This window comes from Ruegeria sp. AO1 (genome assembly GCF_056535985.1).
Genome location: NZ_JBQFJC010000005.1, coordinates 1 through 1,177 on the forward strand (window position 1 = coordinate 1; position 1,177 = coordinate 1,177).

Sequence of the window (1,177 nt, forward strand, 5' to 3'; positions counted from 1 at the left end):
AGCCCCAATTCTATGGGCCAGTTTTGAGCAAGGTTTCTGGAACGGGCGGTCGCATGTTTAGAGCCTGATGGGGTCTGACACGATTGTACTGTCTAAGCCAGGTATTGATGACGATCTGAGCCTGTTTGGTGGTGTGGAACCATTCTGCGTTGAGGACTTCCCGGCGCAGAGTGCCATTGAAGCGCTCGTTGTATCCATTCTCCCAAGGTGATCCCGGGTAGATTTGGATCGGCTTAATGCCCACCTTTCTTAACCAGGTCTGCAGGGCCGTTGCGATGAACTCCGCGCCGTTGTCGGAACGGATGTGTTCGGGCTTCCCGTGCCGCAATAAGAGTGGGTAGAGCGCATCCAGCACGTCTGCGCTGTTCATCTTCGGCTTGACCGCTACGCAGAGCGCCTCACGGGTATACTCATCCAGCACCGTCAGCATCTTGTAGCTCTGTCCGTTGCTCAGCTTGTCGTGGACAAAGTCAATGCTCCAGATGTGATTGGGATGTTGCGGTCGGAGCCGGATGATCGAGCTGTCCTTGTGGTACAGCCGTTTGCGTTTCTTGTGCCGTTGTGGGAGCTGCAAGCCTTCTTCGCGCCATAGTCGTTCGATCTTTTTATGATTGACTGCCCAGCCTTCGACACGCAGCAGCTCGGCGACCTTGCGGTAGCCGTAGCGCCCATACCGTTTGGCCAATCGGATCATCGCCAGACGTAACGCCTCATCATCCTTTGGCGCTGCGCGGTATTGCAGCGTGCTCCGCGCCAATCCAATCACGCGACAGGTGCGCCGTTCAGAGGTTGCCAGCTTTTGTCGGGTGTGGACCACGGCCTGACGAAGCTGGTCTGCCGTCAGGCCTTTGGCTTTAGATAATCAAGGCTCTCCTTGAGAATGAGTTTGTCCAGTTCAAGCTCAGCCACGATTTTCTTGAGCCGATCATTCTCTTTCTGCAGCGCCTTCAGATTGGCCATCTCAGATCGTCCCATCCCACCAAACCGCTTGCGCCATGTGTAATAGGTCGCATCACTGACACCAGCCGTTCTGCACGCCGTCGCGACATCCGAACCAGATGCCAGGCCCAGCTCAATCTCGCGCAAAAGCCGCAGAATATCTTCGTCCGAATACCGTTTCCGCGCCATCAATCCCGTCTCCAAAACTAAGCCAACTGTGGCACAGTTTTAGGGGGCC

Annotated in this window: 1 pseudogene; it reads right to left on the reverse strand. The window is 55.7% G+C overall.

The window, feature by feature from the left end:
* Positions 1-10 precede the first annotated feature (10 nt).
* Positions 11-1,128: pseudogene (locus ACR3FB_RS23930) on the reverse strand (IS3 family transposase).
* Between the last annotated feature and the right edge of the window lie 49 nt (positions 1,129-1,177).